The sequence below is a fragment of the Terrimonas ginsenosidimutans genome, assembly GCF_022012415.1.
Lineage (GTDB): Bacteria > Bacteroidota > Bacteroidia > Chitinophagales > Chitinophagaceae > Terrimonas_A > Terrimonas_A ginsenosidimutans.
Map to the genome: position 1 here is coordinate 152,293 of NZ_JAKLTR010000004.1, position 15,074 is coordinate 167,366.

The 15,074-nt window shown below is 45.0% G+C and carries 16 protein-coding genes and 1 riboswitch; of the genes, 10 read left to right on the plus strand and 6 right to left on the minus strand.

The window, feature by feature from the left end:
* The first annotated feature begins 5 nt into the window (after positions 1–5).
* From LZZ85_RS08200 to LZZ85_RS08230, 7 genes are all read left to right on the plus strand, one after another.
* On the plus strand, positions 6–416 hold the full coding sequence (locus LZZ85_RS08200) for an STAS domain-containing protein (protein ID WP_237870516.1): 411 nt from the start codon (positions 6–8) through the stop codon (positions 414–416).
* Positions 400–813, plus strand: a complete 414-nt coding sequence (locus LZZ85_RS08205) for an anti-sigma regulatory factor (RefSeq protein WP_237870518.1) — start codon at positions 400–402, stop codon at positions 811–813. Before LZZ85_RS08200 ends, LZZ85_RS08205 begins: the two co-directional genes overlap by 17 nt.
* Entirely contained in the window at positions 806–1,846 is a 1,041-nt protein-coding gene (locus LZZ85_RS08210) for an ATP-binding SpoIIE family protein phosphatase (RefSeq protein ID WP_237870520.1), read from the plus strand. The genes LZZ85_RS08205 and LZZ85_RS08210 overlap by 8 nt, the downstream gene beginning before the upstream one ends.
* The gene (locus LZZ85_RS08215) at positions 1,843–3,084 is read left to right on the plus strand and encodes a sensor histidine kinase (RefSeq protein ID WP_237870522.1); all 1,242 of its coding nucleotides are present in this window, start codon (positions 1,843–1,845) and stop codon (positions 3,082–3,084) included. The genes LZZ85_RS08210 and LZZ85_RS08215 overlap by 4 nt, the downstream gene beginning before the upstream one ends.
* A 430-nt stretch (positions 3,085–3,514) precedes the next feature.
* The gene (locus LZZ85_RS08220; RefSeq protein WP_237870524.1) at positions 3,515–4,165 is read left to right on the plus strand and encodes a porin family protein; all 651 of its coding nucleotides are present in this window, start codon (positions 3,515–3,517) and stop codon (positions 4,163–4,165) included.
* 135 nt (positions 4,166–4,300) lie between these two features.
* Positions 4,301–4,696 (plus strand): hypothetical protein, encoded by a 396-nt coding sequence (locus tag LZZ85_RS08225; protein ID WP_237870526.1) that lies wholly within the window; start codon positions 4,301–4,303, stop codon positions 4,694–4,696.
* 47 nt (positions 4,697–4,743) lie between these two features.
* Positions 4,744–5,304: a hypothetical protein gene (locus tag LZZ85_RS08230; RefSeq protein ID WP_237870528.1), complete on the plus strand. Its 561-nt coding sequence runs from the start codon at positions 4,744–4,746 to the stop codon at positions 5,302–5,304.
* A gap of 157 nt (positions 5,305–5,461) precedes the next feature.
* On the opposite strand, the gene LZZ85_RS08235 is transcribed toward LZZ85_RS08230, so the two are convergent.
* Complete coding sequence (locus LZZ85_RS08235; RefSeq protein WP_237870530.1) at positions 5,462–6,289, minus strand: helix-turn-helix domain-containing protein; 828 nt, start codon at positions 6,287–6,289, stop codon at positions 5,462–5,464.
* Positions 6,290–6,317: 28 nt separating this feature from the next.
* Positions 6,318–6,992 carry a hemerythrin domain-containing protein gene (locus tag LZZ85_RS08240; RefSeq protein WP_237870532.1) on the minus strand — a complete coding sequence of 225 codons (675 nt, stop codon included), beginning with the start codon at positions 6,990–6,992 and terminating at the stop codon, positions 6,318–6,320.
* Between the two features lie 1,309 nt (positions 6,993–8,301).
* On the opposite strand from LZZ85_RS08240, the gene LZZ85_RS08245 reads away from it, so the two are divergent.
* Positions 8,302–10,719: a TonB-dependent receptor gene (locus tag LZZ85_RS08245; RefSeq protein WP_237870534.1), complete on the plus strand. Its 2,418-nt coding sequence runs from the start codon at positions 8,302–8,304 to the stop codon at positions 10,717–10,719.
* A 116-nt stretch (positions 10,720–10,835) separates the two neighbouring features.
* Here the strand turns inward: LZZ85_RS08245 and LZZ85_RS08250 are convergent, their stop codons facing one another.
* Together LZZ85_RS08250 and LZZ85_RS08255 are read right to left on the minus strand one after the other, a co-directional pair.
* Positions 10,836–11,399, minus strand: coding sequence for a cupin domain-containing protein (locus LZZ85_RS08250; RefSeq protein WP_237870536.1), 564 nt, complete (start codon positions 11,397–11,399; stop codon positions 10,836–10,838).
* Positions 11,400–11,517: 118 nt separating this feature from the next.
* On the minus strand, positions 11,518–11,850 hold the full coding sequence (locus LZZ85_RS08255) for a DUF2185 domain-containing protein (RefSeq protein WP_237870538.1): 333 nt from the start codon (positions 11,848–11,850) through the stop codon (positions 11,518–11,520).
* Positions 11,851–11,999: 149 nt separating this feature from the next.
* On the opposite strand from LZZ85_RS08255, the gene LZZ85_RS08260 reads away from it, so the two are divergent.
* Complete coding sequence (locus LZZ85_RS08260) at positions 12,000–12,239, plus strand: hypothetical protein (RefSeq protein ID WP_237870540.1); 240 nt, start codon at positions 12,000–12,002, stop codon at positions 12,237–12,239.
* On the opposite strand, the gene LZZ85_RS08265 is transcribed toward LZZ85_RS08260, so the two are convergent.
* The gene (locus tag LZZ85_RS08265) at positions 12,211–12,651 is read right to left on the minus strand and encodes a carboxymuconolactone decarboxylase family protein (RefSeq protein ID WP_237870542.1); all 441 of its coding nucleotides are present in this window, start codon (positions 12,649–12,651) and stop codon (positions 12,211–12,213) included. The genes LZZ85_RS08260 and LZZ85_RS08265 overlap by 29 nt on opposite strands.
* A gap of 136 nt (positions 12,652–12,787) precedes the next feature.
* Positions 12,788–13,402 carry a Crp/Fnr family transcriptional regulator gene (locus LZZ85_RS08270; protein WP_237870544.1) on the minus strand — a complete coding sequence of 205 codons (615 nt, stop codon included), beginning with the start codon at positions 13,400–13,402 and terminating at the stop codon, positions 12,788–12,790.
* A gap of 239 nt (positions 13,403–13,641) precedes the next feature.
* Positions 13,642–13,752: riboswitch (SAM riboswitch) on the plus strand.
* A 107-nt stretch (positions 13,753–13,859) separates the two neighbouring features.
* On the opposite strand from LZZ85_RS08270, the gene LZZ85_RS08275 reads away from it, so the two are divergent.
* Positions 13,860–15,059 (plus strand): peroxiredoxin family protein, encoded by a 1,200-nt coding sequence (locus LZZ85_RS08275; RefSeq protein WP_237870546.1) that lies wholly within the window; start codon positions 13,860–13,862, stop codon positions 15,057–15,059.
* Positions 15,060–15,074: the final 15 nt, after the last annotated feature.

The following is a 15,074-nucleotide window of genomic DNA, read 5'->3' on the forward strand; positions in this document are numbered from 1 at the left end:
TTACTATGGAGAAGATTCCCATTCTGAAAATGGGCGATTTCCTGCTCGTCACCGTACAGATTGACCTGTATGACCGGCTCGCCCTGAATCTTGAAGCAGACCTGGTAAATATGATCAATAAACACCAGGCCAAAGGTGTATTGATCGATATCTCTGCTGTGAATATTGTCGATTCATTCATGGGGCGGATATTGAGCAATATCGCCCAGATGTCTAAAATACTGGACGCCCTCACAGTGGTGGTGGGTATGCAGCCTGCTGTAGCGATCACGCTGATCGAGCTCGGACTGCCAATGACCGGCGTTCGTACCGCATTGAACGTAGAAAAAGGAATGGAACTGTTGAAGCGAAACCGAATACTGGACAGCGAGGAGGAAGAAACGACTTCAACAGACGAAGATGATAGTGCTGAATAAAGATACCATCAAGATTGAAAAAGAGCAGGATGTTGTCTTTTTCCGCAACCGTGTAGCTGAATATGCGGACAAGATAAAGATGGGTCTTGTCAATAAAACGAAATTACTCACGGCAGCAAGCGAGCTTGTGCGGAATATGTTGCGTTACGCGAATGGAGGAAAAGTACTCTGCGAGATCATTAGCCATGCGACCCTTCAGACCGGGGTCCGTTTAACATTCTCTGACCAGGGCCCTGGCATCCCCGACATCGAGAAAGCCATGCAAGACGGATACTCCACTGGCAAAAGTCTTGGATTGGGACTTCCCGGCGCGAAAAGACTTGTCAGCATTTTTGACATAAAAACCCAGCTGGGAAAGGGAACTACCGTCACTATTACAAAATGGAAGAATGGTTAATCATATTCATTCCATCATCAATCTGCCGGACAGGAGTTATCAGGCCATCGCACGTGCGGAGTTGAAATCGATGGCTGTAAAGGCAGGCCTTACCGGTCATCGTCTTGCAGAAACAGAGATCATCATAGCAGAAATAACAACAAATCTGGTAAAACATGCCACACACGGCGGCCAGGTCTTATGCCGGATCCTCGAAGAGGACGACCGGAATGGCCTTGAACTTGTCGCGATCGATAATGGCCCGGGGATTGCAGCTACGTCAAGTATGCTGAGAGATGGCGTTTCAACAAAAAATACATTAGGGCAGGGACTCGGTGCGATCAAACGTCTATCCGACGTCTTTGACATCTATTCCCTGGTTGGATGGGGTACCATTCTTATAAGCAGAGTTTTCAAAAAAACAAAGAAGGCCCTCAAGCCAACTGATTGCATAGTCATGGAATCCATTCGCGTATCAAAACCCGGTGAAACGGCCTGTGGTGATAACTGGAGCATGAATGGAACGGATAAAATAACCAGGGTATGTATGGCAGATGGCCTTGGCCACGGGCCGGAAGCAAGTGCCGCCGCCACCAGGGCGATCACGGGATTTTCAGCGCAATCGGGCACCCAGGCTAATGAACACTTACGCAGCATTCATGAAGATATCCGTAAAACACGTGGAGCCGTCATGTCAATCGCATACATTGATAATGTAAACAAACAACTGACCTATTGTGGCATTGGTAATATCCTGACACGTTTGATCAGTCAGCCATTGTCCATGTCTTCAAGAACATTTAACTCCTATAACGGGATCGTTGGACATACTATTCCTAATACGATAAACAACACCGTTATTCCATGGGATAAAAGACTGGATATGCTGATCATGCATACGGATGGCATTTCCGGAAGATGGGATCTCGCTAAATATCCGAAGATACTCCAACATCATTCCACCATTCTTTGCGCTGCACTATTCAAAGACCATTTCAGGAGCACCGATGACGCTACTGTATCAGTGATCCGTTATGTAAAAAATGCATCATGAAGATCGAGGTTACGAAGCTGAATATCGCCAATGAAATGGACGTAGTGCTTGCACACCGGCGCGCCATGCAGATCGCCAAATTTGCCGGTATTAGTCTGCCTGAACAAACCCGGTTCGCTACGGCGGTTTCCGAGATCTGCCGCAATTGCCTCGAATATGCCCGCGAAGGTAATATCATCTTTTACGCAGATAACGATTCGGAGAAAGCAGCCATCGAGGCAGAGATCCGCGATAAAGGGAAAGGCATCACAGGTCTGGATAAGATCCTTGAGCGTGATCCTTTGACTTATCGTGGCCGCGGATTGGGGATCATCTTTGCCAGGAGGCTGTCTGACCAGTTCGAAATAAGATCCGGAACCGGCGGAACAGTTGTCCGCATACGTAAAACATCTTTCTCAAAAAAGACTTCACTCAGCAAGATCATCATTGATGGATGGAAAAAGCATATCCAGGATGAACCAAGCCTTAGCGCGTACGAAGAACTAAAGATCCGCAATGCACAACTCCTGGAAATAACAGATGAACTGCGCCAGCAAAAGGATCAGATCGAGTTACTGAACCAACGGCTCCGGCAAAGCAACAAAAACATGCAGGAGTTCACTTTTGCGATTTCCCATGATCTCAAAACACCACTGACAAGCCTCAAGCTTTCCCTTTCGTTAATGCAACCTGGTGAAAAGGATGCCAGGCTCACTGATGTGATCAATCGTTCAGTGAACCGCCTGGACAAAACGATCCATGGTCTTATTGACATTCTTCATATTCAAAACCCCGACAAGCAAGTAATCCGTGATGTCCGGTTTGCCCAATTAATGCAGGAAGTAGAAGAAGATCACAGAGCTTCAATACAAAGCACGAAAGCAAAGATCCACCTCAACTTCAAAAAGGCAGAAACACTCTCTTATCTTGAAGGTTACGCAAAAAGTATACTGACAAACCTGATCAGCAATTCAGTTAAATACAGGTCAGCACTACCGTTGTCTATTACCATTCTTACCGAACCAACAAAGAAAGGTGTCAGGCTGACTTATACAGACAATGGTATCGGCATAGACCTTTCGCAAAACTCTTCCGATATTTTCAAACCATTCCGCCGGCTTACCACTGTTGGCGAAGGAAAAGGGATCGGTTTGTATATGATCAAAACAATGGTGGAAAATAACGGGGGCTCTGTGCAGGTATCGAGCACACCGGGAACAGGCACGACGTTTATTTTTGACCTCGTAAAGTATGAATAGCCTCAGCCCATGCAAAGGCGGTAATCTTTTCAACGCCTTAATATCTCCTGGCAATAGCGTTAAGTAAGATGAAGATCTTTATTATTTTTTTTCGCGACCTCTTCTGCATGATCAATACACACTCCTTTGCACAAAGCCGGAATTTATAATACAGATCTCCACTACTATTTACCACTCTTACACGACAGGAAAATAATTCAATAAAAGCCGCATAACAACTTCTGCCATTATTTGTTCTTTGCAATTCCACTATTAACAACTCATTCACTACCCGCCTTCACTCCTTTTCCTCTTAGTTCCGAAATAGACATAAAAAACATACAAACAGACCTTTTCCACCATCGCCGCGCTTCCGAATTTTGTTCCTGATTAGCGCTATCAGAAAGATTAAGAAACAACAGACGATTAATGTTAAAGAAAAATTTTTATTATGAAGAAGAGATTATTAAGCGTTATAGCTATTGCATTACTGGCTGCATCTTTTAATACTATCAACGCACAAGACAGTAAATGGGCATTAAGTGTGAAAGGATCTCCCGCTCTTGGATGGATGAACAATTCGGATGACAAGGATGCGAATGGCTTCGAAAGCAAATCAAAATTCACAGGAAACTTCGGGCTAGGTGTTGAATATGCATTCTCGCCAAAATGGGGAATCGGTCTTGATGCCTTGTATTCATTGCAGGGAAGAAAATTTGATCTTGCAGGTACAGAATACGATCAGAAGAATGACTATGTAAAGATCCCCCTGTACGCGAGCTATCGCACGCCATTCAGCAAGAATGTTGCGTTTGTAGGTAAACTTGGTCCCCAATTAAGCATACTCACTAATTCAGAATTGAAAGCAGGTAGTCTTAAAACAGATACCAAAGATGTATACAAAGACATCACTTTCGGCGGTGTGGCAAATGCAGGTGTTGAATTTGGTTTGTCTAAAAATATCCTGCTCGCAACCGGCGTGAGGTTCGATTACGATTTCACTAATGCAGAAGACAAAGAGTATGTGAACTATCCGGCTAACAGAGCCAAAACATACAACTCAACGCTGGGTCTGGAGATCGGTCTTAAATACAAATTATAGGTTACAGGTTTCATATATTTCGCAGGTGGTAGGTTTACGATAAGTTCATACAGTTCCTCAACGATTGAACTTGTCAGTGAGACGGGGCTTGATTTATCAGGTCCCGTTTCTTATTTTGTATACTCAAATCACCGGATGAATGACCTTCTTGACAAAGAATTGACCGAGATCGAGCGTAGAGATCGCAAAATCCCTCCCGGATTTGGGCTGCTATTCACGCTGGCGATCCTGACAGTGATCGTTCACTGTATTCTTGTTCTTACCACAGGCTATGCTGATGGTACAATGGTCTCCCCGGTATTTCTTTCCGGCCTCTCGGCATTCCTGTTTTTTCTTATCGTAACATTTGTCCTGATTCCATTCATCGCTACCCAACTATCGCTATTGATCGCATCGTTCACATTCCGACGCAGAAAGTATACGCAAAGGCTGTTTATGATCTTTATTGTTGTATTTCTGCTGCTTGAATTAATACTTTTATTTTTAACGATCATGGATCTGGCGGATGAAGGAATAATTCCGATAGCATAATCTTTACTTTTCTATGGAATTCTTCCGGGAGAAGGATCTAAAATAAAATGGAAAAATCATTGACACTGCTGTTGATCGTTTTTTGTGCTATGCTGGCTGCGGGCATCTATGGAGCACTTCATGATCAACTCACCTATTCAATTTCAGAAGAATATTATACTAAGTTCAAGTTTATTCAGTTTGGGATGATGAGCCACTCCAGTGACAACCTCCCTAGCCACCCCAGATGGGCAGCTGCAGTAGTGGGGTTTCGTGCCACCTGGTGGTTCGGCTTCTGGATCGGGCTTTTTATTGGCCTGTCATCATTGATCTTCAGGGATTGGCAGGCCATGTTCATCAGAGCAATTCAATCATTTGTAATAGTGCTGACCATTGCATTGATATTTGGACTTATCGGCTTGATCTATGGTTTTACAAATCTGTCAGGCACTCCTTCTAAATGGTATATAAATGGGAATGTCCAACATGTCAGGAATTATCTCGCAGTGGGAATGATGCACAACTTCAGCTATCTTGGCGGTGCCGCCGGAGTGCTGGCAGCAACAGGACGAAACTTCTGGCTCTTTAAACGCGGTAAGCAAACCTGCAAAGAGAAAATGGGATTGTAAGCTGGTGGCTATCTATAGTCAAGGGTTTAAAAGTTTAAAAGTTTCAGCGTTGAAAGACCTGGTAACTTTCTGACAACTGAACAATCAACTTTTAAACCTTTATTTTTTTCTATAACAGAGCCAGGGTGCTACTACCATGTCTGTTTTTCATAAAGGATCAAGAACAGCTTAGCTGGTAATATGGGGCGTCTGCTGAAACGATCAGCGAAGGATTCACGCCCGAAAATTCCTTAAAATCCCTGATCATGTGTGACTGATCACTGAAGCCATGATCAAATGAAAGTGATGCCCAGGAGATCTTTTCGCAGGAATTCTTCTTCAGATCCCGATAGGTATTCCTAAAACGGATGATCCGTGTATAAGTTTTAGGGCTTGCGCCAATATTGTCCTTGAAGTTACGTTGCAATTGCCGCTCTGTGATGTACAATGTTTTGCAAATATTATCGACAGTGATGGTCCCTTTTGAATCACGGATCAATCTTGTTGCATGATGCAGGCAGCTTTCTTCAAAACGGATCTGGCGGATCCTGTTCTCCAGGTAAGCTTCCGTCAACTGAACAAGTGTGTCCGCATCTTCCACTCCCATCAATTGGTCTGCAAAAGAACTGATGCGTGCATTCATGAAGTTTGCTACATCTGTATAATAATTGAATAAAGCAGAAGCAGGGACCTTGAACAACTGCACGAGTATCTCCGGCTTGAGGTTTATACCAAAACAAACGCATTTACCTTTTGCACGCCAGGTGACTGTTTCTCGATAAACGCCCACAAAAAACGCATCGGGCAAACGATGCCATTCTCCTCCGGCAAATACAGAGCATTCCTGACCGTTAACATGAAAGATGATCTGTGCCATACCTAAGGGAAGACAAACCTGCAGTGGCGAATATTCATCCGGTGCACCATCAAAGACCTGGTACCAGTAATCCTCCACAAAAGGTTTGAGGTGAAAGGATGGTTTGAACTCCTTGTAAGTGATCTGCATTAGATAAGGTTTAGCAGGTTAATGTTGATCAGGCCGCTGTAGAAACACCTAAAGCAGCGGCTACTTCAGCGAACCTGTCGGCCGGCACTTCCTGTTTTGCCAATGACAGGTAAATATCAAATACCGGTGGCGGCGCAGCGTGACGAATGCCACTCAACCATCCGATGATCTCAGGATTACTGATACTGCGCATCATCCATTTACTTTCCTCCATCAGCGTTGCCGGATCAATACTTTGCACAATTGCATTCTCCGCAGCCAGCAGGTCCTGATCAGTATAATGCGTCCACAAGTTCAGTAATAAAACGTTCTCTTCCTTATTCATGTGATACAGGTTAAAAGCGATGAACTCATTAAATGCAAAGAAGATCGCCTGACCTGCCGTGATGCGTTCTGCATCATTGCCCGCATTTTCCCATGACTTCAAAGCGGTGCGGAGATCGTCTGATAAACGATGATCTACCTCATGCTCTTTCTCAAATTCCTGCGCCAGGGCTTCATTGTTCTTGAATGCCAGGGGAAGCAGGAATTTATCTTCATGACGTGCATGCTCATCAAAGATATCCATCACCCAGTTTACACGGGCTACTGTTTCAGCAGCGGTGTTTACACTAAAATCCGTCCGCTGAATCATTGCTGCCGTGTCATACATCAAAGATCTCAGGCCTTTGTGGATCGTGTTGAAAACGTTGTATCGGTTCATTATTTTTTGATTTAGGACACAAAACTACCGGGCCCAAGGAGCGTGGGATAGAAGAAAAACGACATTTTAAAGAGCTCATTGATATTCAACCAGTAAAAGTGGACGAAGAGCGGGGGAATTGCAAAGGGAAATGGATGAAACAGCAGGATAGTGGAATGAACTGCCTGCCGGCAGTACAGCGTGCACGGGAAGGCGTTTTTTTTCGACGGGAGGTCGAAGGGCTCCGTTTACATTTTTTGCCGGCGGGCAAGGCGCTTTTTTTTTCGACGGGAGGTCGAAGACTCTGTTTACTTTTTTTGCCTTGATGCAAAAAAAGTAACAAAAAAAGATCAAGGCTGGGAAAAAATGGCTAAAAATGGGAGGATGTCACCTGCACCAAAAAAAACTCGCCCGTCCAGGTTTAGGATTGATTGGCGTGTTGGGCTCAGACAGTTTTTGGCGCCTTCGCACACCTTCGGTGTGGCTCAGACGGTGCCAGCCTCCCATTTTCTTAACGCCATTTTTTCCAAGGCCGGGGGCGTTGAGAGGGGAAGATTCGGTTGCGAAGAAGATTCGTTATATCTCAGTTGCTGTATCATAATTTGAAAAGGGCACTCTTCTATTTATACGTTTGTAATAAGAGAACAGAAAACCTGCGAGAACCGTGAGGCTACATTTATGTCAAGGCCTTCTGCCCGCTTTAAGAGCGGCGGCCTAGCGCAAATGGCGTTAAAAAAATTATGGGCATAACCGACGAGCCGCAGGCGAGGGCGCTAAAATATTGTCTGAGCCAACACGCCACTCAATCCAAAACCCTCCTCCGGCGAGTTTATTTTAGTGCCAGGTGCAGCCCATAATTTTTAGCCCCCGCATCGAGTGCGGGGCTGGCTATTTGCGCGTAGCCTTGATCTTTTTTTGTTACTTTTTTTGCATCAAGGCAAAAAAAGTAAACGGACCCTTCGACCTCCCGTCGAAAAAAAACGCCTTGCCCGTCCGGCAAAAAATGTAAACAGAGTCTTTCAACGCTCCCGTCGAAAAAACCGGCACTACAAGCCCTCCAAATTCCGCCACTACCCGTTTCGCAAAAATGATCCTGATCAATTCAAAGTTTATACATTAAAATAATCTGATCCCATTTTGCGCTCACCACCTGTAAGGTCTGTCATACTGCTGTCATCTTATCCCCGGTTTCCGTATTTCGTAAGACGCTTTTCCCTTCTTAGCAAGCAAGCCTCTTTACAACGCCTGTACTTTCGCACACTTTTATCGCGCTGCTAATGGCGGCACTAACGACTGACTTGCTTTTTTTTCAATGCAAAATCGATCAACAATGAGACTACCTAATCTGACATTATTTAAAAACATCATGCTGTTGCCTGTCTGCATGTTACTATTCACCGTCGAACTGCTGGCCAATGAAGTCAATAGCGGTATTCACGGCAAGGTAACTACCTCTGAAGGGCAGCCAGCGGCAAACGTCAACGTTAAGATCAAGAAAAGCGTTCGTGGTACAACCACCGGAGCAGATGGTTCTTACCAGATCCGCAACCTCAATGCTGGCACTTATGAACTCGAAGTATCATTTGTAGGATATGAAACCTTCCAGGAAACCGTGACCATTGCTGACAATGAGCAAAAGGAGGTCAACATTCAATTAAAACTGACGCAGGGAGAACTGGAAGAAGTAATTGTGCAAAGCCAGATCAACAGTTATAAAACAAATAAACTTTCTTCTTCGCTCCGTTTAAGAACACCAGTACTGGAAACGCCTCAGAATATTCAGATCGTTACCAATAAAGCACTGGCGGATCAACAAATCATCAGCATGAGCGATGGACTGGTGCGTAATGTCAGTGGCGCCGTTCGATTGGAACACTGGGGTGATATGTATACGAATATCAGCTCCCGCGGTTCCCAGGTGCAGGCATTCCGTAATGGCTTCAATGTAGTAAGCTCCTACTGGGGCCCGCTCACTGAAGACATGAGCTTTGTTGACCATATCGAATTTGTAAAAGGTCCGGCAGGATTCATGCTTTCAAGCGGTGACCCAAGTGGCCTGTACAATGTTGTAACGAAACGTCCGACAGGTCAAACCAAAGGTGAAGTATCACTGACCGTTGGAAGCTTCGACCTGTATCGTACTGCGCTCGATCTTGATGGCAAACTCAGCAAAGACGGTAAACTGCTGTATCGTTTGAATATGGCGGCACAAAATAAAAAATCCCACCGCCCCAATGAATACAATGACCGATACACGCTGGCACCGGTCATCTCCTACCAGCTCGATGAACAAACAAAGCTGACTGCTGAATACATTTATCAGCGTGCAAATATGAGCAACGTCGGATCCTACTACGTATTTGCTCCGGACGGCTATGCAGTGTATCCTAAAGAATTCACGATGCTGCCTGCAGGTGTACCCGGTACAAAGATCAATGACCATAGCGCTTCAGTTCAATTGGATCACAAATTCAACAGTGACTGGAGCTTCACAGCGCAACTGGCTTACTATAACTACGGACAGGAAGGTTCTTCCAGCTGGCCGAGCATTGTAAACCCAGATGGTACCATGATCCGCAATATCAGTCTCTGGGATGCGAAAAGCCGTATGACCATGGGTCAGGCTTTTGTAAACGGTCAGTTCCAAACAGGACGTGTAATGCATAAGATCCTCGGTGGCCTTGATCTCAGCAACAAAGAATACTTTGCTGACTGGTCACAGTCTCACGATCTTGATACAGCTGGCGGTGAGTTCGATCCAAGAAATCCTTATCTCGGACCACCCAACAATGGCTATCCTTCATTTGACCGAAGCCTGCCGATTGAGCAACGCGCCACAACTGCCGGAGGTTTGATCGATCAGCGTTACAGCAGTGTCTACCTGCAGGATGAGATCAGCTTCCTTGACAACCGCCTTCGTCTTACCATCGCCGGACGTTATACAAATATCAAACAAGCTTCTTATGGAGGCGAACCGCAGGAAGCAAAACGTTTCACTCCACGTTTTGGATTAAGCGCATCCATCGATCATGAAACAGCTATCTATGCCTTGTATGACCAGGCATTCACACCGCAGAATGGCCGTCTTACCAGTGGCGCTAAAGTAAAACCACTGACAGGAAATAATATTGAGTTCGGCATCAAACGGGATTGGGCGAATGGACGCTGGAACACAACGGTGGCAGTTTATCGCATCCTGAAAGAGCACGAGCTTGTTGCTGATCCCAACAGCCCGCCCAACTCAGGCTTCAGCATTGAACTTGGTCAAAAAAGATCTCAGGGAATTGAGTTCGATCTGAGAGGTACTGTTGCAAGAGGTCTTACACTTGTGGCAAACTATGCGCTCACCGAATCTAAAATAACCGAACTGAACGCAAATAATATCCCGGGTATGAAAGTGGGCGACTATGTGCCCAGCTATGCAAAACACACGGCTAATGCGTGGCTGACGTATAAAGTTCAGGATGGCGCATTGAAAGGAACAGGCATCTCTGCAGGCTTCTCTTACCTGGGCGATCGGATGACCTACTGGGAAACACCTCCTGCAGGTGGTGCGGAAATTCCTGACTACTTCAAACTTGATACAGGTTTGTTCTGGGAGAAAAACAACGTACGTGTTACCGGTAATGTCTTTAATGTGCTCAACAAATACCTGTACTCCGGTTCATGGTATTCATGGCTGAATGCATACTACTGGCAGTCTGAAGCTCCGCGCAGCCTTAGACTGAGCGTGGCGTACAAGTTCTAAGAGCATCAATGCAATACCAATAACAAAGCCGCCGGGAATTTCCGGCGGCTTTGTTATTGGTATTAACTTTCAGGGTCGCTAATTATATCAAAGACCATCCCACAATGCCATCCTTTTTACTTCAATGCCAATGGCGGCCCAACCACTTCCATTTCATTTTCAGCAAATATCTTTTTAATTGTTGCCTGATCAGGCTCTGCTTTCAATGCGGCCATGGCAATGAAAAAGTTCTCCAACTTACCGGCCGGCTGCAATATCACCATCATCTTCCCTTTTTCCGAAGCCTGTGTCCAGGCATGAGGAACAGCGCGTGGAAGAAAAATAGACTCACCCACAGTCAGGTCAAAAAGTTCCTCACCAACTTTAAAGCGATAACTCCCTTCCAACACATAAAATATCTCGTCCTGGTTCGGATGAATATGATACGGAGTGCCCCTGCCGGGAGACAAAGATGTTTGCTCGAAGACCGCAAGATCACCATCGGTATCATTCCCGGATATTTTCACATCGAGAACATTTGCATTAACACCTTTCAGCTGGATATGACCATGTTTTCGTCCCTCACCGGATCTTGTTTTAAATACTTTGCTGCGCGTGAAGAAATTCAGGTTTCTGCCAAGAGCAGAAAATGGCGTAACAGCAATCGCCATTACTGAGGTCAGGAAATGAAAGCGTTTCATGGTTCTCAGGTTTAATGATCACCGGAAATATCCGTTATCCTAATTTACCTGAAAAAACCGATAAAAAAACCGCTGTGCGAAACTTACGGAATAAAGACCCGTGAATGGACTTTTCAGGTCATCCGGGAATAATATTGAAATGATTCGTTCCTCTCACCCTCTCCAATTGGGATCCAACAGGTAGTTTCAGGTAAGGGATAATGGAGGGATCATAATTCGCAATGGTATTAACATCGAATACCATGCTGTTCTTTGCATCGTCGAGATATTCCTGCGTTTCTGTTCCTGAGAAGAATTGCCAGCCGCTATCAATATCATTCAAAGGCTCTTCCCTTACCATGTAGTCCACGGGCTCGCCATGTACAGTAATTTTATCTGTAGCAACACAACCACCCATCGGAGTGATGAGCTGCCTGATATCTTCTTCCTTAAGCTTGAATTGCTTTTTCATCTATTCTCTTTTGATCGATACTCCTCTCAGAAGTAGTAACCTAAAGATAACTTTTATTGAAAGGGACAGCAAAGAAGACAGCTGAGATTTCAATTCCTTAATAAAAAATTAAACTACTATCTACTCTTTTAAACAGCGGAAGGCGCCGTTTGAGACTTATAGCCGTGAGGTCAATACAGCAACATCGGGAGTATCGCAGAGAACGCGAAGCAGCCGCAGAAGTCGCCAGGTATTTCCTTGCGTCCTTCGCGGCTGCTTCGCGCTCTTCGCGATACTCCTACGACCATAAGCCACTTGAGACCGCCTCACATGGAAGCCATACATTCACTCCAGGCTTCCAGATGAGCAAAGCAATCAAGATCATTTCGCCACTGGCAGATGTGTACTAACAGCAATCCTGTTCCACGCATTGATCGTTACGATCGCAATAATGGTCTGCGCTATAAACTCTTCAGAAAAATACCGCTTTGCTTTCTGATAGGTCTCTTCGGTCAGACCATGCTGACTAATAAGCGTGATCTCTTCTGTAACGGCCAGTAAAGCTTTCTCTTCTTCCGTAAACAGATCTGTTTCTTTCCAGGCATTCAAAAGAAAGATCCGTTGAGGCGTCTCACCAATATTAAGCGCCTCTTTCGTATGCATATCAATACAAAAAGCGCAGCCGTTGATCTGGGAGGCGCGGATCTTGATCAGCTCCTGCTGAACTTTTGTAAGCTGAGTTGATCCCAGGTAAGCTGACAGGCCCAGCATCGCTTTGTACGCTGCTGGCACAACGCTTTGAATGTTGAATCTTGGTTCCATGTTATTTATTTTTTACTATGATAATTTTCTTTGACCCCACAAAAATGGGAAGAACAGGGAAGAAAAAACTTAAGCTGGTTTAAGAAGCTGAGGAGAAGGTTGGAAAATAGGCTGGCATCTTCGAAAACCGGTTTATCTAAGATTTTCGATCTTTTCCCGCTTTTCCTCTTAGTCCTATTTTTACTCTTTTCCGTCTGAGCTCACTGAGGTATTCTGGCGTGAATCCAAGAAAGGAGGCCAGGATCTTTTGAGGGATCCGCTGAACGAAATTCGGATACGCATTGCTGAAATGGAGGTAGGAATCTTCTTTAGAAAACTGGAAGATAAATTGTACACGGAATAAAGAAGCGGAATAAGCCCGTTCATAGATCATTCGGAAGTAGCGCTCCATTTGGGGGTGAGTCGCCAGCATTTTCTCCATAGAAGGCTTATCTATTGCGAGTAGTTCACAGGACTCAATGGTCTGAACAGATAACGAGGCCGTTTTACCTTTGTTAAAAGCCTCCAGATCTGTCATCCACCAGTTTTCGAGCGCAAATTGAATGGTTTGCTCTGAGCCATGTTCTGTAATAAAATACATGCGCATACATCCCTTTACCACGAAGTAGTTGTATTTGCAATGCAGCCCTGCTGTTACAAGGTTTTCTTTCTTCTTCGCCTGTACAGGCGTAAAAAATCCGGCGACCGACTCAAGGTCTTTCCGATCGATAGATATGTGCTTACTGATATGATTGATCAATTCGATTGACATGCAGCCGGTAGTTTGTGGTATGGCGGCACAAAAATAGTCATTACTTACAGCATTTACATGATCGGGCTCAATCCCTGATCAATTGCCAAAGGCCGCGCTAAACCGGTAAAGACGGGCAGCTCATTGCCAATTACTCCCCCACATTAATCTCTTTTGCCTGCCGGCTGAAATTAAAGTCCATTAATTTGGTGGACTAATATATTTTTTCTTTATTTTCGTGTCATCGACGGAGATCTTAAAACTTATCAAGAAAGACGGAGGGATAGGCCCGATGATGTCTTGGCAACCTCTATCGGTTGATAAAAGGTGCCAAATCCTACCCCGCATCCGATGCGGTGGGATGATGAGATTGCTGCTTATAAGTTCGCCTCCACAGGCGTTCCGGCTTCCTTGTATGTTTTGTCCCCGCCTTCATAAATACTTTCATTTCATCATTATCAAAAGGGAATCAACCAGTATGAGAAGCATTAAACAGATCGCTGCATTCACCCTGGCAACAGCAGCTTTTATGCCAGCCATGGCGCAGCAAACAGAAGTAAAACCACAGCCAAAACCAACAGGAAAGCCATTACAACTGACCGTTGATCTGGCGTCACTAAAATATCCTGTAGAGAAAGTGTTTTTCACGTACTATAATACCACTACAAAATTCCGTTTTACAGATAGTGTACTGATCACGCCCGACAAGAAATCGGTTGTCTTTAATTCATTACTTGACGAACCTATTCTCGCCCAGCTGCGTGTTGTGGCGGTAAAAGATGAGAACGTAAAAGCGAGACCATCTTTCAACCGGGACAATTTCAGTCTCTATATAGAGCCAGGCAAATTGAAAGCAGTAGCCGGTGATTCATTGGGTGCGACGGTAGTAACCGGCTCCAACTCCAACAAAGACTATGAGTCATTAAAGAAGCAGGTTGCTTCTTACGATGAACGATTCACAAAATTGTATGCAGATCTTAGCGCAACGCGTAAATCAAAAGATTCAATCGCGGGAGTCGGCATCCGTAAACAGATCGACAACCTGCAAGAAGAACTCAATGAAAAAGTATACAAGGAATTCGTAAAGGTAAATGGTAAGAAATCGCCTGTCGCTATTTATGCACTTGCTCAATACACAGGCTATTCCATAGATGCAAGCAAAGCGCAGCCAGTCTATGATCTGCTGGGGGCATCTGTGAAAAAGCTTCCTGCGGGCATTGCATTTCAGAACAGGATCAATATCGCGCGGGAGTTGGAGATCGGTAAACCAGCCTTTGCATTTACACAAAATGACACCTTAGGTAACCCGATCAGCCTCGCGTCTTTTAAAGGGAAATATGTGCTGGTCGATTTTTGGGCAAGCTGGTGTGGTCCCTGCCGCGCAGAAAACCCTAATGTTGTACTGGCATACCAAAAATTCAAGGATAAAGATTTCACCGTGCTGGGCGTATCTCTTGATCGTCCCGGGGCAAAAGAAAAATGGCTGAAAGCGATCCATGATGATCAGCTGACCTGGACCCACGTATCCGATCTGAACTTCTGGGACAATGAAGTGGCAAAGCTGTATGATGTAAAAGCCATCCCTCAGAATTTCCTTCTTGACAAAGACGGCAAGATCGTTGCAAAGAATGTCCGTGGCGAAGAGTTACAGACAACCCTCGAAGAGATTATCAAATAGTCGCTTGAAGAAAGC

Coding starts and splice junctions, on each gene's coding strand:
- LZZ85_RS08205 (WP_237870518.1), top strand. CDS start 400: ATGATAGTGCTGAATAAAGATACCATCAAGATTGAAAAAGAGCAGGAT.
- LZZ85_RS08225 (WP_237870526.1), top strand. CDS start 4,301: ATGAATGACCTTCTTGACAAAGAATTGACCGAGATCGAGCGTAGAGAT.
- LZZ85_RS08275 (WP_237870546.1), top strand. CDS start 13,860: ATGAGAAGCATTAAACAGATCGCTGCATTCACCCTGGCAACAGCAGCT.
- LZZ85_RS08210 (WP_237870520.1), top strand. CDS start 806: ATGGTTAATCATATTCATTCCATCATCAATCTGCCGGACAGGAGTTAT.
- LZZ85_RS08245 (WP_237870534.1), top strand. CDS start 8,302: ATGAGACTACCTAATCTGACATTATTTAAAAACATCATGCTGTTGCCT.
- LZZ85_RS08200 (WP_237870516.1), top strand. CDS start 6: ATGGAGAAGATTCCCATTCTGAAAATGGGCGATTTCCTGCTCGTCACC.
- LZZ85_RS08220 (WP_237870524.1), top strand. CDS start 3,515: ATGAAGAAGAGATTATTAAGCGTTATAGCTATTGCATTACTGGCTGCA.
- LZZ85_RS08240 (WP_237870532.1), bottom strand. CDS start 6,992: ATGAACCGATACAACGTTTTCAACACGATCCACAAAGGCCTGAGATCT.
- LZZ85_RS08255 (WP_237870538.1), bottom strand. CDS start 11,850: ATGAAAAAGCAATTCAAGCTTAAGGAAGAAGATATCAGGCAGCTCATC.
- LZZ85_RS08265 (WP_237870542.1), bottom strand. CDS start 12,651: ATGGAACCAAGATTCAACATTCAAAGCGTTGTGCCAGCAGCGTACAAA.
- LZZ85_RS08270 (WP_237870544.1), bottom strand. CDS start 13,402: ATGTCAATCGAATTGATCAATCATATCAGTAAGCACATATCTATCGAT.
- LZZ85_RS08235 (WP_237870530.1), bottom strand. CDS start 6,289: ATGCAGATCACTTACAAGGAGTTCAAACCATCCTTTCACCTCAAACCT.
- LZZ85_RS08250 (WP_237870536.1), bottom strand. CDS start 11,399: ATGAAACGCTTTCATTTCCTGACCTCAGTAATGGCGATTGCTGTTACG.
- LZZ85_RS08230 (WP_237870528.1), top strand. CDS start 4,744: ATGGAAAAATCATTGACACTGCTGTTGATCGTTTTTTGTGCTATGCTG.
- LZZ85_RS08215 (WP_237870522.1), top strand. CDS start 1,843: ATGAAGATCGAGGTTACGAAGCTGAATATCGCCAATGAAATGGACGTA.